This is a genomic window from Pseudactinotalea terrae (assembly GCF_009733845.1).
In the GTDB taxonomy this organism is placed as follows: Bacteria; Actinomycetota; Actinomycetes; order Actinomycetales; family Beutenbergiaceae; genus Pseudactinotalea; species Pseudactinotalea terrae.
The window spans coordinates 40,414-63,881 of the sequence record NZ_WNXZ01000002.1 but is presented as its reverse complement, the minus strand read 5'-3'; the positions used below and the strand labels follow the sequence as shown (position 1 = coordinate 63,881).

18 protein-coding genes are annotated in these 23,468 nt (G+C 72.2%); 7 read left to right on the top strand and 11 right to left on the bottom strand.

Annotated features, from left to right (window positions below):
* The first annotated feature begins 9 nt into the window (after nt 1-9).
* The 3 genes from GPA03_RS07745 to GPA03_RS07735 are packed head-to-tail and all read left to right on the top strand — an operon-like array spanning nt 10 to nt 1,822.
* Nucleotides 10-648 (top strand): hypothetical protein, encoded by a 639-nt coding sequence (locus GPA03_RS07745; protein WP_156251444.1) that lies wholly within the window; start codon nt 10-12, stop codon nt 646-648.
* On the top strand, nt 645-1,205 hold the full coding sequence (locus GPA03_RS07740; RefSeq protein ID WP_156251443.1) for a DUF4352 domain-containing protein: 561 nt from the start codon (nt 645-647) through the stop codon (nt 1,203-1,205). The genes GPA03_RS07745 and GPA03_RS07740 overlap by 4 nt, the downstream gene beginning before the upstream one ends.
* On the top strand, nt 1,202-1,822 hold the full coding sequence (locus GPA03_RS07735; protein WP_156251442.1) for a hypothetical protein: 621 nt from the start codon (nt 1,202-1,204) through the stop codon (nt 1,820-1,822). The genes GPA03_RS07740 and GPA03_RS07735 overlap by 4 nt, the downstream gene beginning before the upstream one ends.
* Here the strand turns inward: GPA03_RS07735 and GPA03_RS07730 are convergent.
* The 4 genes from GPA03_RS07730 to GPA03_RS07715 all read right to left on the bottom strand — a co-directional run bounded on the left by GPA03_RS07730 (nt 1,714) and on the right by GPA03_RS07715 (nt 7,251).
* Nucleotides 1,714-3,141 carry a hypothetical protein gene (locus GPA03_RS07730; RefSeq protein WP_156251441.1) on the bottom strand — a complete coding sequence of 476 codons (1,428 nt, stop codon included), beginning with the start codon at nt 3,139-3,141 and terminating at the stop codon, nt 1,714-1,716. The genes GPA03_RS07735 and GPA03_RS07730 overlap by 109 nt on opposite strands.
* A 33-nt stretch (nt 3,142-3,174) precedes the next feature.
* Complete coding sequence (locus GPA03_RS07725; RefSeq protein WP_156251440.1) at nt 3,175-4,014, bottom strand: TIGR03560 family F420-dependent LLM class oxidoreductase; 840 nt, start codon at nt 4,012-4,014, stop codon at nt 3,175-3,177.
* Nucleotides 4,015-4,052: 38 nt separating this feature from the next.
* Entirely contained in the window at nt 4,053-6,941 is a 2,889-nt protein-coding gene (locus GPA03_RS07720; protein WP_162458295.1) for a helix-turn-helix transcriptional regulator, read from the bottom strand.
* 148 nt (nt 6,942-7,089) lie between these two features.
* Nucleotides 7,090-7,251, bottom strand: a complete 162-nt coding sequence (locus GPA03_RS07715; protein ID WP_156251438.1) for a hypothetical protein — start codon at nt 7,249-7,251, stop codon at nt 7,090-7,092.
* Nucleotides 7,252-7,424: 173 nt separating this feature from the next.
* Here GPA03_RS07715 and fgd point away from each other — a divergent pair, with 173 nt between their 5' ends.
* On the top strand, nt 7,425-8,432 hold the full coding sequence (gene fgd / locus GPA03_RS07710) for a glucose-6-phosphate dehydrogenase (coenzyme-F420) (RefSeq protein ID WP_156251437.1): 1,008 nt from the start codon (nt 7,425-7,427) through the stop codon (nt 8,430-8,432).
* On the opposite strand, the gene GPA03_RS07705 is transcribed toward fgd, so the two are convergent.
* Nucleotides 8,429-9,985 (bottom strand): sugar ABC transporter permease, encoded by a 1,557-nt coding sequence (locus tag GPA03_RS07705; protein WP_156251436.1) that lies wholly within the window; start codon nt 9,983-9,985, stop codon nt 8,429-8,431. The two genes, fgd and GPA03_RS07705, sit on opposite strands and share 4 nt — an antisense overlap.
* Nucleotides 9,986-10,166: 181 nt before the next feature.
* Between GPA03_RS07705 and GPA03_RS07700 the strand changes: the two genes are divergently transcribed.
* Both GPA03_RS07700 and GPA03_RS07695 read left to right on the top strand, forming a co-directional pair.
* Nucleotides 10,167-11,114 (top strand): alpha/beta hydrolase, encoded by a 948-nt coding sequence (locus GPA03_RS07700; protein ID WP_156251435.1) that lies wholly within the window; start codon nt 10,167-10,169, stop codon nt 11,112-11,114.
* 31 nt (nt 11,115-11,145) lie between these two features.
* Nucleotides 11,146-12,474 (top strand): hypothetical protein, encoded by a 1,329-nt coding sequence (locus GPA03_RS07695; RefSeq protein ID WP_156251434.1) that lies wholly within the window; start codon nt 11,146-11,148, stop codon nt 12,472-12,474.
* On the opposite strand, the gene GPA03_RS07690 is transcribed toward GPA03_RS07695, so the two are convergent.
* The 3 genes from GPA03_RS07690 to GPA03_RS07680 are packed head-to-tail and all read right to left on the bottom strand — an operon-like array spanning nt 12,450 to nt 14,352.
* The gene (locus GPA03_RS07690) at nt 12,450-13,112 is read right to left on the bottom strand and encodes a hypothetical protein (RefSeq protein WP_156251433.1); all 663 of its coding nucleotides are present in this window, start codon (nt 13,110-13,112) and stop codon (nt 12,450-12,452) included. The genes GPA03_RS07695 and GPA03_RS07690 overlap by 25 nt on opposite strands.
* The gene (locus GPA03_RS07685; RefSeq protein WP_156251432.1) at nt 13,109-13,690 is read right to left on the bottom strand and encodes a hypothetical protein; all 582 of its coding nucleotides are present in this window, start codon (nt 13,688-13,690) and stop codon (nt 13,109-13,111) included. The genes GPA03_RS07690 and GPA03_RS07685 overlap by 4 nt, the downstream gene beginning before the upstream one ends.
* Nucleotides 13,690-14,352: a hypothetical protein gene (locus GPA03_RS07680; protein WP_156251431.1), complete on the bottom strand. Its 663-nt coding sequence runs from the start codon at nt 14,350-14,352 to the stop codon at nt 13,690-13,692. The genes GPA03_RS07685 and GPA03_RS07680 overlap by 1 nt, the downstream gene beginning before the upstream one ends.
* 143 nt (nt 14,353-14,495) lie before the next feature.
* On the opposite strand from GPA03_RS07680, the gene GPA03_RS07675 reads away from it, so the two are divergent.
* The gene (locus GPA03_RS07675; RefSeq protein ID WP_156251430.1) at nt 14,496-14,819 is read left to right on the top strand and encodes a histone-like nucleoid-structuring protein Lsr2; all 324 of its coding nucleotides are present in this window, start codon (nt 14,496-14,498) and stop codon (nt 14,817-14,819) included.
* A 12-nt stretch (nt 14,820-14,831) separates the two neighbouring features.
* Here the strand turns inward: GPA03_RS07675 and recD are convergent, their stop codons facing one another.
* The 3 genes from recD to recC are packed head-to-tail and all read right to left on the bottom strand — an operon-like array spanning nt 14,832 to nt 23,457.
* Entirely contained in the window at nt 14,832-16,679 is a 1,848-nt protein-coding gene (recD, locus tag GPA03_RS07670) for an exodeoxyribonuclease V subunit alpha (protein WP_170296880.1), read from the bottom strand.
* The gene (locus tag GPA03_RS07665) at nt 16,676-20,062 is read right to left on the bottom strand and encodes a UvrD-helicase domain-containing protein (RefSeq protein ID WP_156251428.1); all 3,387 of its coding nucleotides are present in this window, start codon (nt 20,060-20,062) and stop codon (nt 16,676-16,678) included. The genes recD and GPA03_RS07665 overlap by 4 nt, the downstream gene beginning before the upstream one ends.
* The gene (recC, locus tag GPA03_RS07660) at nt 20,059-23,457 is read right to left on the bottom strand and encodes an exodeoxyribonuclease V subunit gamma (protein ID WP_156251427.1); all 3,399 of its coding nucleotides are present in this window, start codon (nt 23,455-23,457) and stop codon (nt 20,059-20,061) included. Before recC ends, GPA03_RS07665 begins: the two co-directional genes overlap by 4 nt.
* Between the last annotated feature and the right edge of the window lie 11 nt (nt 23,458-23,468).

Below are 23,468 nucleotides of genomic sequence, written 5' to 3'. Positions count from 1 at the left end.
CCTGCACCCGTGAGCGAAGCGGGGGCGATCACGGCACGAACGGTGCTGGCGTTCCTGCTCGCCTCCTGGCCGCGCCGGATCCTGGTCGGCCTGCTGCTGCTGGCGCCGCTGCTCGTGGCCGCTGCGGGCGGGTTCCAGCAGGCCGATCCACCGCCGCGCGGCGTCGAGGCCGGCGTGGTGACCGACACCGGCGCCTACCTCGTCGTCCCGCAGTACTACTTCGTCTCCGACCAGGTGGACGCCTACGGCCTCGACGACGGCGAGCAGTGGCTGGGAGCCGTCGTCGAGATCACGAACCAGGGCACCGAACCCATCAGCGTGACATTCAGCGACGAGACGTTCGAGGTTCCCCAGGAGCTGCTCGGCGATGACGGGCGGCCCCACCCGGGAGAGGTGCTGCGGCTCGACACGGGCAGCTATCTGGGCGAGGCGCAGCCCGGGCTCACCTACGAGGTCGCGCTGCTGTGGCCGACCGCTGCGCTGACCGCGCCGCCGCCGGAGCTGACGCTCACCATGAACCGGACGGCCTGGACCGAGATGAACCTGGAGGAGGGCTACTTCCTGTGGCGGTCGACCGGCCAGTCGTACGACGTGGCGCTCTCGCTCGGCGAGGCGCCCTCCTCGATCCTCGCCGAGGAGGACGAGTGAGGTCCCGCAGGTGGCCCGTGATCGCGATGATCGGCCTGGCGCTGGCGATCGGCGCCGGGGCCAACGCCGTCGAGCAGAACCACCTCGCGAGCGGATGGCACACCGTGGCGCGCGGCGACGAGGGCGGTGACCTGACCGTCGGGAACCTCCAGGTGCACGTGCACGGTGCCGTCGCCTCACCGGTGCTCGACGACGACGAGCCGGTGACGAGCCCCGGCAGCTTCGTCCTCGTCGACCTCTCCTACGCCACCACCGACTCGTGGTTCCTGCCCGAGAGCCCGGTGCTCGTCGACGGCGACGGCCGCGAGTACACCGAGCCCAGCGGCTTCGGGTCCGCGGGAGGCGTCTGGATGGCCGGTCCGGACATCTGGTACCGCGGCGGCCTGCTGTTCGAGGTGCCCACGGACGTCGTCGACGACCTCTCGATCGAGTTCCGGCCCGAGCGCACACAAGCGCTGCTGCCGTCCACCGTGCTGCGCGTCCCGCTGACGGTGAGCCTGTCCGCCGAGCCGCTGGTCCTCGGGTACCCGACGGTGCTCGCCGAGGGCGAGCGATGAGCGACCGACCGCAGCCCGAGCCGTATGGTGCCGCGGCTCCCGGCGATGCCCCGTCCGCGCCGCCGAGCGGGCTGGACAACAACCGTCATCGCCGCGGACGCGTCGCAAGCACAGCTGCGCTGCTCGGCCTGCTGGCGGCACTGGCCGGCTGGGCCTGGTTCGCCACCGAGAACGCTCGCGAGGGTTGGTGGACGTTCGGCCAGCACGTCGCCATCGGGCCCGACGGCGAGGGCTGGGCGAGCATCGACACCGTCGGCGTGGCCCTGGTCTCCGTCGACGTCGCGACCGAGATCGACGGCGTCAGCCCGCCGACCGGGTACGAGTACCTGGTCCTCGACTTCGAGGTCGAGGCGACCGAGACCGAGCAGTACCGCTCGTGCACCGTCGAGGTTCGCGACGCCGAGGGCCGGCAGTTCCTCGCGGGCCGTGAGGTGCCGAACGGCGACCCGTACCTCTCGGAGCTGATGTGCGGCACCTCCGACCCGGCCGAGGACCCCGTGCCAGGTGCTCAGTCCACGCTGGTGCTGGTCCCGGTGGGTGCCGAGCTGGTCTCGGTGCGCGTGGACTCCAACGAGTTCCCCCCTGCCGCGTTCATCGAGCTGCCGCTGCCCTTCTGACGCGCCCCGCTGCGCAGCTGGCCCACGGCGCCGAACCGCACGAGCAGCCGGTCGGCGAAGACAGCGGTGAGCGTGACGCTCAGCACCAGCGTGAGCATCTGCGCGACGCCGTCGACGGGGACGTAGAGCGCCTCCCACACCAGCTCCGTGCGCCACCCGAGCGCGAGCCGCACGAACCACCAGAGCACCACGTCGAGCTGTGCGATCAGCGTGAACAGCACGCAGTACGCGAGCACGGGTGAGAAGGCCGACCGGATCACCAGCCCCAGCCCGCCCACGAGCACGCCGAACCGCCCGGCGGGGTCGGACAGCCGACCCCAAGCCTGGCGCAACCGGGCGTCCCCGACACGGTCGACGAGCCCGTTCCAGCGGCCACGCCTGGCGGCGCCGACCACGTCATCGGCACCGACGGTGGCGACGACCTGCAGCCCGTAGACGATCACGGCGATCGTCAGCATCGAGAGCGGGACCACCAGCCCGGTGACGGCCGCATCGGCGAGTACGGGCAGCAGGCCGAGGAACCAGTCACCGATCGCCCCGAGGCTGGGCAGGTTCTCCCGCACCGCGGCCCAGCCGCCGAAGATCGCCTGCGCGAGGGTGCGGCTGGCCCACCACGCCCCGATCCCACCGAGCACGCCCGCGAGCACCCAGGCGCCCAGCGTCACCCACACCGCCTCGGCATATCCGACCAGGACGTGCAGCAAGCCGCGGCGGGGGTCGTCGGGCGAGCCGAGCCTCGTGCTGTGCGCGAGCCGCCCACCCACCGCCCGGACCACCAGGGCAGCGACGACGATCCCGAGCACCAGCCAGGACGCGATCTGCGGGAGCCGCGCGAACTCCTGCCCGGAACCGATGTCCTCCCAGATCCCGGCGTTGACGTACGCGAGGAGGTCGGTGCGGAGGTCGCCCCGGCTCTCGTAGACCACGAGGAACGGCACGAGCACGGCGCCGACAGCGGCGACCACGCCCCAGATGTCCGAGCGCCGCGCCTCCCGGCTGCGTACCACCAGCAGCATCCCGACCAGCGCGACCAGGTTCGCCAACGGCACGAGTGCGAGCGCGAGGAACCCGGGTACGGCACCGGCGCGACCGGCGACGACCGCGAGCTGGGCGAGCAGCTCGTGCGCGAGCAGGCTGGCTGCGGCGATCGCGAGCAGCGGCAGCCAGTGCTGGGCCAGCAGCCCGGCCGTCGCGCGCACGAGCTGGGCGGACTCGTGCAGCCCCAGCGGGTCTGCCCGTTCCGCGACCTCGTCGGAGCTGTCCGGCGCGGCCGCAGGATCAGGCGGGGAGCCCGCCTGCTGAGTCTCGCCGTCGCTCATCGGCGTCACTGTAGCGAGGTGCGCAGCATCCGCTCACCCCAGCTCGCGGAACCGGGGAAGCATGGCGGCGAGACGTTCGCCGTCGACCACCGGGTTCGGCGTGCGGGCGATGAAGATGATCTCGGTCGCGCCGCGGTGGACGGCGTCGGCGACGATCTCGAGGCAGGTGTCCTCGCCGTCGGGGAGGCGGAGCTGGACCGAGCGGCGGACCTCGCCCGGGTCGCGACCGATCGTCTCGCAGTGCGCGTCGAGGGTGGCGGAGGCGTCGCTGAAGTCCTCGAGGCCGGGCCCGGTCCAGTTCCACACGTCGGCGTGCTCGGCCACAACACGCAGCGTCTTGCGGCGGCCGCTGCCGCCGATCCAGAACGGCACCGGCTGCTGCACCGGCTTGGGCTCGGCGACGAGGTCGGTGATCGTGTAGTGCTCGCCCGCGAACGTGGTGCGCTCGTCGTTCCAGAGCGACTTGACGATCGTCACGGCCTCCTCGAACCGGCGCAGCCGCGGTCCAGGGGCACCGAGCTCCAGTCCCATCGCCTCGTGCTCGTAGGTGTTCCAGCCTGCGCCGAACCCGAACTCCAGGCGGCCACCCGAGAGGTGGTCCACGGTCACCGCCATCTTCGCGATCTCGGCCGGGTGCCGGTAGGTGTTGCCAGAGACCATGCAGCCGATGCGCACGCGCGAGGTCGCCACGGCCATCGCCGCCTGGAGCGTCCACGCCTCGAAGATGTCGCCCTGCTCGTCGTGGTCGATGGTCGCGAAGTGGTCCATCACCCACGCGTGGTCGAACCCGGCATCCTCGGTGAGCTGCCAGAACTCCCGGTACTCCGCCATGCTGGCCCGTTGGCTCAGCTTCAACCCGTACCTCAGCGTCATCGGATCGCTCTTCCTCTCGGTGGTGCCCCTCAGGCTAGCTAGATCAGGCCGCGCGACATCGCGACGGCGACCGCCTCGGTCCGGGAGGTGGCCCCGAGCTTGGCCATGACGCGGGTGAGGTGGACGCTGACCGTCTTCTCCGAGATGAACAGCTCCGCCCCGATCGCCCGGTTGGTGAGGCCGCGGGCCACGCGTTCCAGCACGGAGCGCTCACGCGGGGTCAGCACGTCAGCGGTCCTGCGCACCCCCGGGAGGGTGACCCTGAAGCGTCGACAGGTGGCCTCGACAGCAGCCGCCAAGGGGGCCAGCGCCATCTCGGTCGCGAGCGCGTGCGCCGTGATCAGCTCCGTCTCGCCGGAGCGGTCGGTCTCGGACAGCAGCGCCTCGCCGAGCCGCCACCGCGCGACCGCCTCGTGCGGGCGTTCGCCGAACTCGGCGGCCTCGACGACCGCCCGCCACAGCTCCGGCGCGTTCTCGCCCCGACACCGGGCAGCCTCGGCGCGGGCACGCGCCAACCACATGCGCCCCTCGGCGCCGAGCTCCTTGCCGCGCGGCACCCCGACCTCGGCGACCCGCTCGACGCGCTTGAGCAGATCCTCCGAGGACTGACCCGCCTCGGGGATCGTGGTGGGATGACCGCTCGCGGCGGCGTCCGCTCGCGCGGCGAGCAGGATCGCTCCGATCCGGATCTCCGCCAGGTCGTCCGGGTACTCGGGGACCGCCAGCGCACGCGAGAGCGCGGCCTCGACCAGGTCGGTGCGGCCGCGCCACAGCCAGGAGTGCACCAGCCCGTGCCCGGACATGGTCTCGTTCGACCGGCCGGACAGGACTCCGGCAGCGATCTGCTCGGCCGAGCCGAGCGCGACGACGTCGGCGTCGAGCTGCTGCCAGTCCCCCGTCCACGCCGCCGCGAGCACCCTCGTCGAGAGCACCAGCGAGCGCTCCGAGCTCGGGACGGACTCGAGGGCGGCCGTGCTCCGCGCCACCACGTCCGAGAACGCACCGCGGGCGATGTCGATCATGCCGAGCAGCCAGGTGAGCTCGCGCCCGTACCCGGACCAGGTGCGCCCGTGCTCGGCGGCCACGGCCACGCCTTCGGCCGCGATCTCGGCAGCCTCGGCGATCCGCCCGTGGTCGTACCGGAGCATCGCCATGTTGAAGTAGGCACGGAGCTCGGTGTCATCGGCGGCGTCCTCGCGAGCCTTGTCCCGCGCCTCCACGAGCCGCTCCATCGCACCCTCGACATCGCCGTCGTGCTGCAGCAGGAAGGCCAGCGAGATCAGCGCATCGGCCTCGGCGCCCTGCGCGCCCACCGCGCGGGCCTCGGCGATCGCACGCTCGGCGAGCTCACGGCGCTCCGGGGTGAACACGCCGTAGGACATCGTCGACATCACCCATGCGCGCTCCGCCGTCGAGGGCTCGTTCTCCAGCAACGTCCAGGCGAGAGCGATCTGCCGCTCCGCCTCCCGCCACTCCCCGTCGTTGTAGAGCAGGTTGGCGATCCGGCGCCGGGCGCCTGCCTGCTGCAGCACGTCGCCGACCTTGTCGGCGAGCTTCACGCCGGCCCGTGCGTAGGACAGCGCACGATCGCTGCGGGCAGCCGCCGTGGCCTCGTCGCAGGCACGCAGCGTCAACGTCAGCTCGGTCACGCCCGTGACCGCCTCCGGGTCGGTCACCGCGGGCCACAGCTCGAGCGCCTTCTCGACGTGCGCGAGGGCGTCGCTGTGCGCGGCGTACTCGCACGCGACCGTGGTGGCCTCGAGCCGAGCGGTCAGCGCCCGGGCCAGGTCGCCTGCGCGGGTGGCGTGGAACGCGATCGCCGCCTGCCACCCCTTCGGCTGCTCGCGTTCCAGCACGGTCACGTACGCGCCGTGCAGCCGAGCACTCTCGCCGGGGAGCATGTCGGCCAGCACCGCCTCCCGCAGCAGCGCATGCCGGAACGCGTAGGCGCCGTCGTGAGCGACGACCAGCACGTGCGACTGCACGCACTCCCGCAGCGCGGACTCGACCTCGTTCGGAGCGAGGCCCACCACCTCGGTGCCGACCAGCCCCTCCAAGGAGGTGGCCCACAGGTCCCGCTGCCCCACGATCGCGGCCGCACGCACCACGCGCTGCGCCGCCGTGGACAGCCGCTCGATCCGGTCCAGCAGCACCGAGGTGAGCACGTCGCTCAGCTCCGCGGCACCGCCGCGCGCGGCGCTCATCAGCTCCTCGGCGAAGAAGGCGTTCCCCTCGGAGCGCTTGGCGACATCGGCCACCACCTCGTCGTCGGCCTGCCCCTCGGGGAGCAAGGTCCGCGCGAACGCACGCACGTCCTCATCGCCCCACGGCTCCACGTCAACCCGGATGACACCACGCATCCGGACCACGCTCGCCAGCCAGGGCCGCAACGGGTGCGACCGGTTCAGGTCGTCGGTGCGGTAGCTGAGCAGCACCAGGATCCGGCTGCTCCCGAGCCGCGCCAGCAGGAACAGCAGCAGGTCGCGCGTGGAGGGGTCGCTCCAGTGCAGGTCCTCGACCACCACGAGCACCGGCTGCTTCCGCGCCGCCCGCAGCAGCAGCGACTGGACGCCGTCGAAGAAGCGCACCTGGTCGCCCGAGACATCGGCGCGCAGCAGCCGCCCGGTGCTCTCGACGATCTCGCTGTCGTCGGAGGCCTCGTGGAGCTGGGAGGCGATCTCGAGCACCGGCAGGAACGGCGGTGCCGCCTGGCCGAGCCCCAGGCAGTGCCCGAGCAGCACAAGCCCGCCCTCGCCGGCTACCTGATCCGCGAGCTCGGTGATCAGCCGGGTCTTGCCGATGCCCGCGTCGCCGGCGAGCACCACAGCGCCGGCATCGCCCTCGAGGGTCCGTTCCCACGCATCGCGCAGCGCGCCGATCTCGCTCTCGCGTCCGATCAGCGGTGCTGTGAGGGCGGGCGTTGCCACATCCGGCATGGTCTCATGCAGCGCCGACACGGCGCTGGGCAGGGCCGTCATTCACCTACCCCAGAAAAGCCGAAAGCCCGGTGGTTGTGAAACCACCGGGCCGTCGGGTCGAGTCCGCCGGGGAGACATCCCCCGGCTCGCCGGGCGCTCATGCGACGCGGACGAGAGTCTCGCGTGCCTGCCGCTCAGCTCGCCGCTGCAGCAGCAGTGCCCGGAGGCGTGCGACCTTCCGGAGCGCCTGCGCGCGCCGGACGTCGCGAAGCTGCTCGCGTCGATACTCGTGCTCAGATGCATAGAACTGCGGTTCCATGACCGTTCCTTCCTTCGTGGTGTGCCACCTACTCTGGCGGTGAGGCCCCAGTCAGGGCTATGGGAATTCCGCGCACCGTTGTGCCTGAGGACCCCTTACCCCGTGCCCGACGGCGGTCGCCGGGGGTAAGGGGTCATGTCGCCTCCGGGTCGGGGAGGTGCGAGGATCGACCCATGACGCTTCCTCTTCGTCTCGGTTACAAGGCATCGGCTGAGCAGTTCGACCCGCGGGAGCTGGTCGAGCTCGCCGTGATCGCGGAGCAGCGCGGCTTCGAGTCAGCGACGGTCTCCGACCACTTCCAGCCGTGGCGCCACGAGGGCGGTCACGCACCGTTCTCGCTGTCGTGGCTGGCCGCCGTGGGTGAACGCACCAGCACGATCCAGCTGGGTACCTCGGTGATGACGCCCACGTTCCGCTACAACCCTGCCGTCCTCGCGCAGGCGTTCGCCACGATGGGCGTGCTCTACCCGGGGCGCATCTTCCTGGGTGTCGGCTCGGGCGAGGCGCTGAACGAGATCGCCTCCGGCTGGACCGGCGACTGGCCGGAGTTCAAGGAGCGGTTCGCCCGGCTGCGGGAGTCGGTCGAGCTGATGCGGGCGCTCTGGACGCAGGACCGGGTCACCTTCGAGGGCGAGTACTACCGCACCCAGGACGCCTCGATCTACGACCGCCCCGAGGGCGGCGTCCCTGTGTACATCGCCGCCGGTGGCCCGATGGTCGCGCGGTACGCCGGCCGCCGCGGCGACGGCTTCATCTGCACCTCCGGCAAGGGCGCCGAGCTCTACACCGAGAAGCTGATCCCCTCCCTGGCGGAGGGCGCGGAGAAGGCCGACCGGGACGTCGAGACCATCGACCGCATGATCGAGATCAAGCTGTCCTACGACACCGACGGCGATCTCGCGCTGGAGAACACCCGCTTCTGGGCGCCGCTGGCGCTGTCGAAGGAGCAGAAGCACGACATCACCGACCCGGTCGAGATGGAGCGCGCAGCCGATGCGTTGCCGATCGAGCAGATCGCCTCGCGCTGGATCGTGGGCTCGGACGCTGACGAGGTCGCCGCTCAGGTCCGCCAGTACATCGACTGGGGCCTGAACCACCTCGTGTTCCACTTCCCCGGCCACGACCAGCGCCGCGCCATGGAGCTCTTCGAGCGCGACCTCGCGCCGCGGCTGCGCGCCTAGGCGTACCCGTGCACGGACGGCTGCTGCGGGTGCGGCGGCTGCAGCGCCGCCCGCCGCAGCCCTAGCTGGCCCAGGACACCCAGCGCAGCCACCACCAGCAGCATCGGGAGCGGGTAGAGCAGGCCGAGCAACCAGGCGTGCTCCTCGTTGTGGAACCCCAGCGAGCCGGCCATGCGCACGAGCGTCATCGGTGCGGTGGCGAGGTCGGGATCGTTGCTGACGATCAAGGCGGGCAGCAGCGACTGCGCCTGCGTCACCAGCAGCACCGCGCCCAGACCTGCCGCCGCTGCGCCGAGCACTCGGCCGTCCGCGCGCGAGCGCTCGCGCATACCCGCGAAGAGCATCGCCATCACGATGACAGCGCCGACCACGATCGTCGGCCCGGGGATCAGGCCGGTCCAGGTGTTGAGCGTGCCCATGTCACGCTGGTGCAGGAACCGCGCCAGCGTCAGCGGACCCGGCCCGACGAACAACCAGGGCGCGAGCGGGAGCAGCAGCCACATGCTGTGTCGCCCTGCCGGCTGGCACCAGCCGATCGCTGCGCCGGCGGCGACGGCCACGGAGACCTGCAGCACGGTCGCGATCGCCACCGGGCCCCACGTGGCGAGCATGACCCGGACCGGGGTGACCTGCCCGTCCGGGGCGGTGCTGAGTCCGCCGGTCAGCACCGGAAGGAAGACCACCAGGCAACCGAGCAGCACCAGGACGGCGACGACCGCCCCAGCGACACCGAGGCCAGCGGATGGCGCCCGGGTCGCGGCGACCTCGCCCTCGACGCCCAGCCGCATCCGCAGGAGCAGCACCGCGACCACCGCGATGACGCCCAACGCACCGGCCAGGAGCAGCAGCGCGCCGGCGACGGCAGCACCTCTGCCGAAGTCGGCCATCATGTATGCCAACCGATACATCAGCGCCATCGGGGTCTGGGTGGCCTGCTGCGGGCCGGTGAAGGTGTAGGGGACGTCGAACAGCTGCGCACCCAGTGCCAGCGCCCCCGTGACCCCGAGGATCAGGACCGCGGCCACGCCGCGCCCGGGCTCACGGACCCTCAGCACCAGTGCGAACGCCGTGGCGAACCCGGCGGTCAGCAGCGGCAGTGCCGCGAGCGTGATCGCGACGACGACGAACGTCCGCGCCTGCTCGGGAGAGCCGATCCCGTCGCCGGCGAAGAACCGGGACAGCCCGATTCCCAGCGGCGCGAACAGGGCCGCCAGCACCCCGACCACGACGCGGACCACGAGCGAGAGCCGGTGCGGCGTCGTCATCGCGGCGCCGATGACAAGGCCGAGCGCCGCTGCGGCCACGGTGACAGGCAGCACCGTGAGGATGCTGAACCCGAGGGCCGGTACCAGCTCCGGCATGATGCTTGCCCAGTTCTGCAAGCCGGCCGGGTCGGAGCCGCCGCTGAACGGGCTGCCGCTCCTGGTGCTCTCGGTCAGGGTCCTCACCGTCGGGACCAGGAGCTGCCAGATCACGAGCGCGTACAGCGCCGCCACCCCGATCCAGCCGACCGTTCGTCGGTTCGACGGCTGCGCCGGCTGTGCGTAGCCCACGTCACCTGGCTGTGCGTGCGGCTGGCCGCCGTACGGCCCGGCGGCGGGTGGGTACGAACCAGAGTCTGTCGGCGGCATCGACATGGGTCTCCTCTTCCTTGACGGCCACCACCTAAGCAGAGCCGCACCTGCGAGCACAGGTCACAGCTCCCCATCCGACACGATGGGCGAGGATGGGTCGATGACGTGGAGCGAACCGCAGCCCGATGTCCTCGGCGGCGACTGGATGGCCCGCACGCTCGAGGTGACCGACGACAGCGGACCCGGTGTGGCCACCCTCGTGCACCGGACCGATGCCGGCACCCGCCCGCGGGCGATGGTCTACCTGCACGGCTTCGTGGACTACTTCTTCCAGGAGCAGCACGCCCAGCGCTGGATCGATCACGGCTACGACGTGTACGCGCTCGACCTGCGCGACTACGGTCGCTCGATCCGGCCCGGCCGCACCCCGAACTGGATCACCGACCTGCGGGACTACGACCTCGAGCTCGACGCCGCACTGGCGTTCGTGCGCGCGCAGGGGCACGAGACCGTGGTGCTGAACGGGCACTCGACCGGCGGGCTGATCGGCGTGCTGTATGCGCACGACCATCCCGGCGCGGTCGATGCGCTCGTGCTGAACAGCCCGTGGCTCGACCTCAACGCCTCCTGGTTCGACCGGGTGATCACCACGAGAGTCGTCGATCGGATCGGCGTCACCCACCCCCGGCAACAGGTCTCCTCCGTGGCTGAGCCCTACGGGCGGTCCCTGCACTCCGGTTCGGGTGGTGAGTGGGACTTCGACCTCGCGTGGAAGCCCCACGCGGGCTTCCCGGCACTCGCCGGCTGGGCGCGTGCGATCCGGCGCGGCCATGCCCGGGTCGCGAAGGGGCTCGCCATCGTGGTGCCCGTGCTGGTGGCCACCTCGGGGCGCAGCGGGCACCGCAAGAAGCCGACCGAGCAGGAGCTCGCGAGCACCGACGTGGTGCTCGACGTGACCCAGATGTGGAGGCGTGCCCCGCTGCTCGGTCCGCGGGTGCGGGTGCTGCGCGTCCCCGGCGGACGCCACGACCTCACCCTGTCGAGCAAGCCGGTTCGCGAGCGCTACGAGACGCTGCTGTTCGGCTGGCTGGAGCGCGCACTTCCCTGAGGTGGTCCTCGCTCCCCTACAGTGACCACCGATGACCCAGACCGTCGAGGCGCAGGCGCAGCAGGAGAGCTGGTCACAGCTGCTGGGACTCGGACTGCTGCGCACGAGCTGGCGGCTGCTCGCAGCGCACTGGTGGCGCCTGCTCGCGATCGCCGCGTGCTCGTACGTGGCGCACGACCTGGTGATGCGGCTCGCGGTGCTCGCATACCGGGGCGGTGCGCTGCCCGGGCTGCTGGTGTTCTCGTTCGTGCCGTTGGTGCCGCTGCTCGCGATCGTGGCGATGCTGCTGGTGCTGCGCAAGCGGCAGGGGGCGCGGGGTGGTGCGGGAGCGGTGATCGCCGCGATCGGCAGCGTCCTGGTCCCGTTCCTGGTCGTCTACGAGAACCGGGGTCAGTTCTCCGACGACCTCTCGGAGTTCCTCCTCGGGGGCTTCACCCAGGTGCAGGAGGAGCACTTCGCCAGCGGTTCGCTCGATCAGGCGGCGTACGACAACCTCGTCCCGGACGGCAGCGCGCCAATGGTGATCGCCGTCGTGGTCGTCGCATTCTTGCTCCGCGCGGTCGGTGCCCGGGCCGCCGGCAAGGACTCGCTGTGGCAGGGCGGTGCGGGCAGGCGGGGGCTTCGTGCGGTGCTGCGCGCGCTCGTCGGCTACGCCGAGATCGTCTGGATCGTCATCGGTGTGGTCGTCATCAACACGGCCCTCAAGGGCCTGCACGACTGGTGGCAGCGGCGTCGCATCGGCCGCTCGCTCGCCGACTGGTGGGAGTCGGTGGACGTCTCCTTCCCGGCCTTCGGCGCTGTCGGCGAGTGGGGCGTCACCGTGGCCGGGACGATGCTCGACGGCGTGGTGACCGGTCTGGTCACGCCGCTCGCGTGGTTGACGATCGGGGTGGTGATCTACGGTCTCTCGGCAGCCGAGGGCATCTCCGACGACGAGGTCGTCGCCGCGATGCAGCGGCAGAACCGGCTCGCTCGGGTGACGCAGAAGGTCAACCCTGCGCTCGTCACGGCCGCCTGGCACAGGATCGCCGACACCGAGGGGCACTTCGGGGCGCTGCTCGGCGGCGTCGCGATGATCCTGCGGTCCCGGTTCGTGCCGGTGCTGGTGTTCTGCGTGGTCTACGCGCTGCTGACCACGTGGCTGCCGTTCGCCGTCTGGGACCTGCTGCGGAATCTCTTCCCGCGCTTCTCCTACATCGACTGGCTCGCCACCTACGGCCCGGCCCAGGCGTTCGCGCACATCCTCGTGCTGTGCGTGACCGCTCCGCTGCTCGCCGCGTTCACCGACGCGCTGCTCGCGCGGTTCGGCGCAGCCTCGCAGCTACGCCTGCCGGATCAGCCGATCTCGAGCTCGATGTAGCCCGGGTCCAGCGTTGCCTCCGTGATCCTCACCGAGCGCGGCTCCGCGTCGGCGGGCACGAGAACCAGCAGGGCTTGCTCGGGCCCGATGTCGTCCTCGGGGCTCAGTCTGCGGCAGGTGTAGCTCCACTCGTACCCGTCGGCGAAGCTCTCCACGAAGTGGTTCGCGAGGAACTCCCGCCCTCGGTCGTCGACGAGCGCGACCTCGCACGCACTCACGTCGTCGTTGGTCGACTCGGTACGCAGCACCACCCGCCAGGCGTGGAACCCGGCGGGCGGACGCCACTCGCTGCCCCCCAACGATGGCGAGTCGCCCAGGTCCCTCGCCTCGACGAGAGAGATCGTGATGCCCGCCAACGTGGCCGCGCCGTTCGCGTCGACCGCCGCGGGCTCGCGCGGCTGTGACTGCAGCCAGTACGTGCGGAAGTAGTCGGTGGAGATCCACGCCGTGCCGAGCAGCCCGATCACGAGCGCCACGGCCCAGAGCACGCGAGCGAGGGGGAGCACCGTGCGCCGAGGCTGGTCCGGCCGCGGTTGCGAGCCCCAGACCTGGGCCGGCGGCTCAGGAGCACGGACACCCCGCGGCGGGGTGGCGATCTCGGCCTCGGGGCGTGGGTCCCGCGCGGCCGGCTCGGTCATCGCTTACCCACCGGGAGGGTCTCGGTCTCGGTGAGGTCGAGCACCTCGACCACGTCGTCCGGGTCGAGGTCGAGGGGGATCTGCGCGTACTGCATCGGCATCGGCCCGTAGATCTTCAGCTCGGGGTCGAAGACGAGCATCAGGCCGTCCAGCGTGTCCGGCGCCACCTCGAACGCCAGGTCTCCGCGCACCCAGATGTCGGCACCGGCCAGCCACGGCCTCGCCGGGCTGCGGTTGGAGACCGGGAACTGGCGGCCGTCCTCGGCGCGCAGCACGAGGGCGGAGCTGCCCGGAATCCGGACCTCGTCCTCGGTCGCGTAGGACAGGTTGACCACCACCCAGACGCCGTCGGTCGTGGTGGGCGGCGGGGGCTCGAACCGGCCCGCCTCCACGATGCTCGCCGCGGCCTGCGCATGGTTGACGTGCACCGTGTACGGGAACGCCGACACGTCCTCACCCATGGCGCCGGTGGCTGCGACCGGGCCGTAGGGCAGCAGCCGCGCGTCGGCGAGGTTGCTGGTGATCCCGACGACCACGGCGAGCACGGCCAGCGCGATGATGACCCAGCGGCGGCGCATCAGAGATCGTCCTCGGGCTCGAACATCGTCGCTGGCAGCTCGGTCCGCGGCAGCGCCACGTGCCACGTGTCGCCCAGCGACATCCACCGTTCCTCGTTGGACATCGGGCCGAACATCCAGAGCGACTCGGTCATGACGGCGTCCAGCACCTCCGGCACCGCCGCCGCGTCGGAGACCGGCCACAGCAGCGCCACCTGGGTGCGCACGCCGGGCAGCGCTGCGGTTCCCGAGGTGCCGTCGGCCACCCGGACCGCCTCGGCCGCCACGCTCAACGTGCTGAGCAGCACACCCTGGGGCAGCTGCGGCTCGATCGCGTCGCTCGCGGGGCCGGCGAACGTGAGCGAGATGGGGCTCTCGGTCGTGTTCTCGACCTCCACGACGATCCCGAGCCATGCCTGCGCGCCGTCCACGTAGTCCAGCCCGGAGCGGCGCGTCTCGTCCGAGACGAAGAACGCGAGCGGGCGCATCGTCAGGGGCCCCAGGTCGATGTCCTCGCCGGCACTCGCCTCGAAGGATCGCGGCTCGGTGCTGCCGAACCCGCCCAGGGCACCCACGATCACGGGGATCAGCAGCAGCCCTCCGAGGAGCAGCCGCCGCGGCCACGTGGCGAGCAGCACGGTCACCACGGTCCGCGCCGTGATCGCCCCCGCCTCCATGCTCACGCCCGCAGGCTACACACCTGTTCCCCTCCGGCTCCGGGTCACGTCCTGCTCGATGGACAGAGCTGACCACCCGTTCCGGCCGGCCGTAGCCGGGCGGCGCCATATCATCGGCGCAGCACCAACGGACGATCCGAGAGGACCGCATGGCCACCAAGACGGTGACGCTGCTCGTCGACGACGTCGACGGGACCGCCGCAGACCGCACGGTCGAGCTCGAGCTCGACGGCGAGTACTTCGAGATCGACCTGAGCACAGCGCACCACCACGAGCTCGTCCGCGATCTCGCCCGCTACATGGCGGTCGCCCGCAAGGTGGCCGGCGACGGCGCACCCACCCCGTTCTACGCCAGCACCAAGGCCGACCCCCGCGCTGTGCGTCAGTGGGCCCGCTCGAACGGGATCGACCTCCCGAGCGGCAAGCGCGTCCCGAAGGATGTCATCGAGCAGTTCCACGCCGCGGGCAACTGACCGCGGCGGACCTCATCGCGTGAGCCGCTCCGCGAGACCCGACGCTCGTGGCGCCGTCTCCCCGACGGCGGCCCGTACCGCCGCTGCTGCCCGCTCGCGATCGTTGCCCGTCACCACCCGCACCCGGCTCTTCGCGCGCGTGACCGCGGTGTAGAGGAGCTGGCGCGTCAGCAGCCGCGAACCATCTTCAGGCAGCAGGACCGTCACCTCGTCGACCTGGCTGCCCTGGCTGCGGTGCACCGTCATGGCGTGCGCCGAACGCACCTCGGGCAGCCGGCCCACCGGGATGAGCTTGGGATCCGCCCCACCCGATGCCACAGCGGCCACGAGGCGGGACCGCTCGGGGTCATCGACCGGCAGCACCACGGCCAGGTCGCCGTTGTACAGCCCCAACCCGTAGTCGTTCTCCGTGACGATGACCGGCCGACCCACGTACCAGGTGCCCAGGCTGTGCCGCTGCCGCGCCCCCAGCGCGCGCTCGATCCTGCGGTTCCAGTAGCCCTCGCCGAACGGCCCCTCACGGTGGGCGCACAGCAGCCGGTGCTGGTCGAGCACCCTGATGACGGCAGCGGCGCCGGCGTCTCCTGACGCCGCCTCCTGCAGCGCGACCGCATGGTCGATCAGCATCTCTTCGACGTCGTCGATCGTGACGAGCTCGACGACGCCCGCATCCTCGTCATCTGCGGCGGACGAGGTGGTGAGCAGCTCGACGGCCCGGTCGGCATCGCCGTCGCGGATCGCGGCTGCGAGGCCGCCGATGCGGCCACCGAACCGGTGGCTGTGCAGCAGCCTGCGCACCTGTGCCGACTCCTCGCCCATGTCGAGGCCGGTCACGAGATCACCGAGCACGGCGCCGGCATCCACCGACGCGAGCTGATCGGCGTCGCCCACCAGCACCAGCCGGGCGTGCGGCCGCATGGCGTCGAGCAGTCTGGCCATCATCGTGAGCGAGACCATCGAGGTCTCGTCGACCACGACCACGTCGTACGGCAACCGGTTCGAGCGGTTGTGCCGGAACGGCCGACCGGGCACGGCGCCGAGCAACCGGTGCAGGGTGCGCGCCGACTCCGCGACCGCCATCACCCGGTCGGTGACAGGACCGGCGGGGAACCAGCGCTGCCCCGTCGTCTCGGTGACGGCCTCACCCATCCGGGCGGCCGCGCGACCCGTGGGCGCCGCGAGCGCGATCCGCAGCGAGGGGTCGCTCTCGATCAGCACGCCCAGCAGACCGGCGATCGTGGTCGTCTTGCCCGTGCCTGGACCTCCCGTGATCACTGTGGTCCAGCCTCGGCACGCAGCCTCCGCCGCGGCACGCTGCTCGGCGAACGTGTCGCCGCCGCTGGCGCTCGCCGGGCCGTCGATGCTCGCCGGGAAGTACCGGTGCAGGATCTCGTCGAGCCCGTCGGCACTGGAGGGCGCTGTGGCACCACGCTCGCGCAGGTCGCGCACGACCTGGCCCTCCTCTGCCCAGTACCGGTCGAGGTAGAGCCGGTTCGCGTCGAGCACGAGCGGTGTCACCGCGTCGTTCCCGGGTTCCCGCACCAGCGTCGAGGACAGCAGCGCGGCGCGCCACTCCTCGACCTCCCACTCCTGGTCGAGCAGCTCCCGCACCCGGCTGCCGCCGAGATCGAGGCACACCGACCCCTGCCGCACGGCCCGCACCGCCAGCGCGGCGGCCACCAGCACACGTTCGTCCTCGCAGCCGCCGAGCGCGGCGAGCCGGCGCGCGACGTGCACATCCGCGGCGCTCAGGCCGTCCGGGTGGTTGAGCTCGGCGAGCAGCCCGGTCGCCGACCGCGCCCGCTCGCGCCCGAACGGGTCGATCTCGACCGTGGCTCCACCGGCTTCCACCTCGCTCACACCGTCACCCCCACGCCGTCGAGAAGATCCGAGATCTCGGTGACCAGCGCGGCCGGCGGCTGCCAGGAGAAGACGCCGCACGGGTGTCCGTCGACGACAGGGGTCTCGGGCCCGCACATCCCCCGCACGTAGAGGTAGAGCACCCCGCCGAGGTGGCGCTCGGGCTGGTAGCCGGGCAGCCGCCACCGCAGGAACCGGTGCAGCACCACGGCGTACAGGAGCGCCTGCAGCGGGTAGGAGGAGTGGGTCATGGCCTCCGCGAGCCGCACCGGGGCGTACGCGCTCGCCCGCAGCTCCTCGTCGAAGGACCCGAGCCAGTTCGTCTTGTAGTCGACCACGAGGTAGCGCTCGCCGACCCGCAGCATCACGTCCACCGACCCGGTGAGGTAGCCGCGCAGCCGTTGCGCGGCGTACGCCGGGTCGGACACGATGTCCGCGTACGGGAGCAGCGGGTCGCCGGGCTGCAGGTGCCGCCGCAGCAGCGGACCGAGGTCGGCCAGCGTGGAGTCAGCACCGCTGCCGCCCTCGGCGGGGCCGGCGTCGCCACCGTGCAGCGGTAGCTCGAAGTCGAGCTCGGCGAGCCTGTTGGTCAGCCCGATCTCGCGCAGCGTCGTGCCGGCGAGCGGCCCGAGCGGGGTGTCGCAGACGGCGACCAGCGCATCCGCGAGCGCCTCGGTCTTGGCCGGGTCGGCGAGCTCGGCCACCGGCCACCGCACCCGCGCCTCGGCGATCCTGGCGAGCATCTCCTCCCGTAGATCGCCGCCGTGCTCGGGGGCAGCAGGGTCGGCGAGCTCGAGCACCTCGTGCACGAGCGAGCCGAAGGTGGCCCCGGCCGGCAACGCGGCCATCGGCGAGACCAGGTCGTTCTCGAGCTCGGCGTGGCTCCTCGGCTCGACCGTGGGCTCGTCCTGGCGGGTGGTGTACTCCGGCTCGCTGTCCACCATCGGGCCATCCGCCGCCGTGACCCGGGTGGCCAGCTCGGCCTCGGCGGCCGCGCTGAGCGCCGAGTAGGAGGTGCGCCGCCACACGGTGTCGATGCGTCGGTCCCACCGCCGGGCGCTGAGCTCGCGCCGCACAGGCTCGCCCACGGTGTCCGCGAGCTGCGCAGGTTCGGCGGTCTCGACGCTGAACGCGCCGACCTTCTCCCAGCGCCGGGCGTACTCCTCGGTGGTGGCGTGGTCGAGCACGGGCACGCTCTCGGGAACGGCCGCGGCGTTCGGTGCCCGGCCGAACACGAGCCGGTGCAGAGCAGACTGCGGGGTGTTCCGGTTGCTCGGCAGCCACCAGGCGACCACCTGGGACTTCGCGCGCGTCAGCGCCACGTAGAGCAGCCGCAGGTCCTCACCGAGGTCCTCGGCGCCCGCAGCGCGCAGGTGCTCGCCCGCGAACGGCGCGCCGCCCACGTCGAGGCACCGGTTGCCGTGCTCGTCGTGGAACAACGGGAAGTCCGGGTCCATGATGAAGTTGTCGGCCAGGAACGGCAGGTAGACGACGCCGAACTCCAGGCCCTTGCTGCCGTGGATCGTCAGCACCTGCACCGCTGCCGCATCGCTGTCGAGCCGGCGTGGTCGCTCCGCCGCTGCGGCGCCGCGGGCGCCGTCGCGCATCTGCTCGCGCAGCCAGCTGCTCAGCGCGATGACACCGAGGTCGTGCTGGTGGGCGTGCTGATGCAGCACCTCGGCCACGTGCCGCAGGTCGGTGAGCAGCCGCTCGCCGCCGACCGTTGCGAGCACACGCCCGATCAGCCCCCGGCCGGCTGCCGCCTCGAGGACCGCGGCGATGCCCCTGTCGCGAATGAGGTCGCTCCACTCGCGCAGCATCTCGGCGATCTCACCCGTGATCCGATCGGCGAAGTCGGCGCCGAGATCCTCGGCGGTGTGACCGAAGAAAGCCGTGAGCCCAGCCGCCCGCACGCGCCCGGTGATCTGCGGCCGCTCGATCGCCTCCAGCAGCGTCAGCCACTGGCGGGCGCCCTCGGTGCCGAACACGCTGCCGCCGGAGGACAGCACCGTGGGGATACCGGCCTCAGCCAGGGCATCGGCGACGTACCCGGCCTGTCGATGGCTCTGGCACAGGACCGCGACATCGCTGGCCCGGAGGTCACGGTCGGCGAGCCGCGCGCCCGCGGTGAGGAGCTCACGGACATCGGCCGCGAGATCTCGTGCGACGTGCTGCCGCAGCGGGCCGATCCTCGGCGAGTCGCCGGCGAACAGGGCCCGGTCCACGAGCCGGAGCCGGAACGGTGCCGAGTGCGGTGCCCCGATGAGCCGGCCCTGCTCGTGAGCCGCCGCGACCTCGCGCACGACGATCCGCCGGTCGCCGAGCTCCGCGCCCTGCAGCAGCGCCTGCATGCGTGTCAGCAGCGGCGCGTCGGACCGGTAGTTCTTGTCGAGGGTCGCGATGGCGTCGGCGCCGGCACGGGCCTGCAGGTACGTGACGACGTCACCGCCACGGAAGGCGTAGATGGCCTGCTTCGGGTCCCCGATCAGCACCATGCGCGCGTGGCCGCTGAAGGCGCGGTCGAGCACCTGCCACTGCACCGGGTCGGTGTCCTGGAACTCGTCGACCAGCACCACGGACCACCGTTGCCGCATCCGTGTCCGCGCGGGCGAGTCGGCGTGCTCGAGCGCCTGGGCGAGCTGGCTCAGCAGGTCGTCGTAGGACAGCAGCCCGAGCCGGCGCTTGCGGATCTCGAGCTCGTCGCGCACCGCCTGCGCGAACCCCAGCCGACGCGCTGCGGGCGAGCCGGGTCCGGCTGCCTGCGGCTCGAGCCGTGCCGAGGGGTCGGCCACGGCGGCCTTGGCGATCTTCATCGCCAGCTCACGCGTGAACACGGGGTTGGTGTCGTCCTTGAAGCCGCGCAGGTAGAGGTCGTCGACGACCTCGCCCAGCAGGTCGTCGAGATCCTCGACGAGCGTGGCGCCCACATCGGTGTCACCTGCGACACCCAGCCCCTTGAGGACCAGCTGGCAGAACTGGTGCGTCGTGACGATCGTGGCGGCGTCGAACCTTCCCAGCGCCTCCCGCAGCCGGCGGCGGCGCAAGCCACGCTCCTCGGGATCGACGTCGAGCAGATGGCTCGTCAACCCACCGTCGTCTGGGGGGGTCGTGGGCTCCTCGCCACGCGCCGTCGCCGCGAACGCCCGCTCCACGGCGACCAGCCGTTCCCGCACGCGCTCCCGCAGCTCCTGGGAGGCGGCGCGCCCGAACGTGACGACCAGCATCTGCTCCAACGGCGCCACGCCCTCGGCGACCATGCGGGCCACGAGCGCCGCGATGGTCCAGGTCTTCCCGGTGCCGGCGCTCGCCTCCAGCATCGTCGTGGAGCGCTCCGCCGGAAGCTCGCCGAAGGCGTCGAACGCCTGCGGTTCTGTCACGTTCATGCCCTCCCCCGCTGCTCGTGCTCGAGCAGTGGCTTCCAGAGCCGCACCGCGTACTGGCCGAACCTCGTGCTCTGGGTAGGACTCCAGAGCTCCTCGCTGCGCGCCGGCTCGGCCAGCAGACCGCGCTGCTGCTCGACCGGCAGCTCGGGGTCCGGCCGTAGCGGCAGCTCCGGGCCCCACACGTACTCGTAGTACTGGTTGGCCTGCTCGCCCTCGAACCTGCCGCCGTGCCACGCCTCGTAGGCCACGTACGCGCGGTTGCTGTCGGTGCCGGGCGTCTCCGCCCACACCGCCGAGGTCTTGAGCGGCAGCGGCAACGGCTCCCGCTGGCCGCGTGCGTAGATGTCGAGCAGCTCGCCGAGGAAGGCTCGGGCGTTCTCCGGGTCGACCGGGCCGAGCAGCGAGCGCCGCGGCGACCGCCCGCCGTAGACCTCGGCGGTCCAGGCGACCTCCGGCTGCGCCACCGTGAGCGCCAGCAGGTCCACCCACGCCGCCAGCCGCTGCCTCGCGCCGAGGCTGCTGTAGGTGACGCGGACGATCCGGTGCCCGCGCACGTCGGGGACCTGCCCGGTCACATGCACCCCGTCGACGTCGATCGTCACGTCGACCGTCTCCGCCGGCTGCGTCCTGGCCTCCGCGCTCGCCGCCTCGAGGGCGGTCACGGCGGCGTGCACCTTGTCGAGCACCGGCTGCCCGAGCTGCAGCGGGGGGATCTCGCCACGGGCGCGCTCGGCCGTCTCGAGGGCGTCGAGATCCTCGCCCGCGAGCATGCGCGAGAGGACCCGGTCGCCGATCGCCCAGGCCTGCAGGCTGTCGAGCTCGACAGGGATCGAGTCGGAGGGCTCCTCGTTCTCCCACGGCAGCGCGATGTCCAGGCGGCGCCGCACGAACGCCCGCACCGGGTGGGAGAAGAAGTACTGGAGATCGGCGAGCAGCACACCCGCTCCGCCGTCGTCATCGGCCACGGGGGCGAGCGGTTCGACCAGGAACGGCGGCACCCGCCGCCGTGGCCCCGAGGCCGCCCTCGCTCCCTCGAGCGCGGCGGCGTCGAAGGCGAAGGGGCGCGGCGGCTCGCGGCGGCTGAGCGCACCGGCCGTGAAGTTGCGCGGGTCGAACGGCTGCAACGGGTGACACACCACGACCTGGTCACGAACCGGACCGGCGCTGGTGACGTCGAGCGCGTCGAGCACCTCGCCGATCGGCACGGCCGGCGGGCGCTCGCCGCCCTTGACCTCGTCGGCGCCGGTGTAGGTGAGCACCAGGTGCTCGGTGGCGGCGAGCAGGGCGTCGAGCAGGAGCTGGCGGTCCTCGCCACGGACATCGCGCTCGCCGGTACGCGGCATGCGCGCGAGCGCGTCGTCGCCATCGGTGCTCGCCAGGCGCGGGTACGCGCCGTCGTCGAGGCCGACCAGCGCGATCACACGGTGCGGGACCGACCGCATCGGCACCATCGTGGAGACCGTGAGCGCACCGGTGCGGAAGTTGGCCCGGGTGGCCCGCCCCGAGAGCCGTTGCTCGAGCAATGTGCGGACATCCGCGAGCCGCAGCGGCACGTCCTGGCCGCCGGCGGCGTCGCGGATGGTGGCCAGCTCGCGGTCCGCCTGGGCACGCTGCCAGGCGTCATCGCTACCGACCGCGCCGAGCCCGTCGATCGCGTCGCCGAGCGCGGCGACCCACTCGGAGGCGCGCCGTGCCGCGCCGAGCGCCCGGACCGTGCTCTCCAGCCGATCGATCAGCTCGGCGAGCCGGCCGGCGAGATCGATCGCGGCGCTGCCGACGTCGTCGAGAGGCAGCGTGCTGCCGAATCGGCGCTGCCCCTGCTCGGCCATGCCGACGCCGACCAGCAGCCGGTCGAGACCGAGCTTCCAGGTGTTGTGCGGCAGGGCGGCCAGCCCGAACGGCTGGCGAAGGTCGGCCGCCAGACCCCAGCGCACCCCGGACTCGACGACCCACTGACCGATCTGCTCGAGATCGTCGTCGCTGAACCCGAACCGGCGGCGCACCACCTCGGTGCTCGCGAGGTCGAGGATCTCGCTCACCGCCGCACGCCCGCCCGCGACCTCGACGACCCGGGCCGCGAGATCGAGCAGCGGGTTGGTGCGGGCGAGACCGCGGTCGGCGAGCCGCACGCGCAGCTCGTGAGCAGGGTGCCCGCCGCGCACGACCTCGGCCAGCCCGAAGCCCGCCTCGAACAGCGAGGCGAAGGACTCGATGTCGGGACACATCACGAGGATGTCGCGCGGCTCGAGCGTGGGGTCGTCGGCGAGCATCCCGACCAGTACCTCGCGGAGCACCTCGACCTGGCGGGCCGGACCGTGACAGGCGTGGACCTGGACCGAGTCGTCGGTGGCGGCGAGCACGCGACCGGCACGGGTGGCGGCATCCGGCTCGACATCGGCACGCAGATCGTGCTGGAGCCAGCCGAGCAGGGTCTCCGGTGCGTCGTCGGAGACACTGTCGACCGAGACATCACCCGCGGGCTCGAGCGTGGAGAGCGTGCGCTGCAGCTCGCGCGCGTCCCGCCCCAGGCTCGCGAGGAGCGGGTGGTGCACCTTCAGCGCCGTCTCGTCACGAGCGCGCAGCACGGGACCATCGGCCACCACGGGCCGCAGCTTCTCCCACGCCACGGCGGAGGCCTGCGGCAGCCACAGGTGCACCTCACGCTGCTCCCCCACCGCCGCCAGCAGCTCGACCTCGGTCACGGGCAGCCTCGTGTGACCGAACAGCGAGAGTCGGTCCGGGAGCGCGAGCTCCTCGCCGGCACGGATCCGCGCGAGGACCTCGGCGTGCCGCACATCGGGTGGCGGCACCGCCAACCGCTGCTCGAGGCGGCGATACAGCTCCGCCTGCCAGGCAAGGTCGGCATCGAGGCGGTGGCCATGACCGTCGGAGTCGTCGCCGGCGCGCCAGGCCGCGAGGATCGCGGGCCGCTGCACCGCGTAGCCGGAGAGCAGGCCCGCGAGTCGTCGCGCGACCGAGTAGCGCCTGTCCTGACGCTGCCCGGCCCGGGCCGGGCCGCCGTCGTCAGCCTCTGCAGCACCGAGGTGCGTGGCGAGCGTGGCAGCCCATGGCTCGGTGACCACCTCGTCGATCGTGGCGAGCAACGGCCACGCGAGCCGGTCCGGGTCCCACGGATCGGTGCGCTCGGTCCCCGTCAGCTGGGCGACCAGCGACCGGGGCGAGACGAGACGCACACCCGCGCAGACACCATCGGTTCGGTCCGCCGCTGCACCGAGCCGGTGCGAGAGCCGCTGCGTGAGCCACCGCTCGACGCCACGCGCGGGGACCACCACGACCTCCTCCGCGAACGGATCCGCCATCGGGGTCGCCAGCAGCCGGCCGAGCTCGTCGGCGAGACGGTCGGTCCGGTGCGCGCGGTGGATGTGGACTGCCACCTCGGCAGGCT